This is a genomic window from Wolbachia endosymbiont of Tuta absoluta (assembly GCF_059414725.1).
Genome location: NZ_JBNRJY010000065.1, coordinates 1 through 952 on the forward strand (window position 1 = coordinate 1; position 952 = coordinate 952).

Here is a 952-nt window from a genome sequence, read left to right on the forward strand (position 1 = left end):
GCTAAAAGATATAATAATCTAAATTTATAATTGTTCTTCGTCATTGGATTCTCAAACAACTGTCCAACTATAGGAACCCCCGTTTAGAGTTCTATTTACAGTTGAACGCAGACGTATTCTACGCTGATGAATGTGTCGTCAAAAGTTGATTCCTGACCAGCCAACTGGTCATAGTGCAGAATTTTGACCAGTTCTTGTATATAGGCAAAGATTAATTGGAACGCCACCGCACATGCATATAAATAATCACATGTATATCCCTTGCAGGGTAGGCAAAGCGTAAACTGTCGTTAATAACGGACATTTACGCCACGTCTGACAACCATTTGAGGGTTATTCAGAAAATTGTGTATCATCGTAGTGACAGGTTATCAATCAGCCCATCGCTTAAAATTGCAATCACACTTAACTCTCGAGTCCTATAATTGCCTCTTTCGACATCCACGGGAAAGAAGTGGGGTGATGATATTCTTAGCCGGCATCACATACAAGTAAACTTGAAAGTCGTCAAACGACTCGATGAACCCTGGTGTCAGAGTTTTTCAACTACTATTAGTAGTAGGCCTCTGACATAGCTGTGTAACGACCGCCGTCTAAGTAATCATAGACAGCAACCGGGACCGACGGCGTAACGTGCCCTCCGAAGCACGGAACCATTTCTTTTCGGACAATCAGGTGGTTCACCTAAATTGAACTATTTCATCTAACTTCATGAAAAACTAACCCAAGCTACGAGAGCAGTCGTGGCTATGATGACAGGTGTGCAGGAAAGAATGACCAGCGTGAGCTTCCACCCGTAACAGAAGGAGATGATCGATCTTCTTGCTGTCTACACGTTTTTACTGCATCAGCAAGGCTTAGGTAAGCATCACCAACTTTAATCTTTACATCTTTATTTTTTTCTAAATCCGCATCAGTTGGTCTATCACTTATTATTCTAATACTATCATCA

1 pseudogene is annotated in these 952 nt (G+C 41.3%); it reads right to left on the reverse strand.

The window, feature by feature from the left end:
* Positions 1-747: 747 nt before the first annotated feature.
* Positions 748-952 (reverse strand): annotated as a pseudogene (locus ACJ5GX_RS00645) (hypothetical protein); the annotation flags it as partial.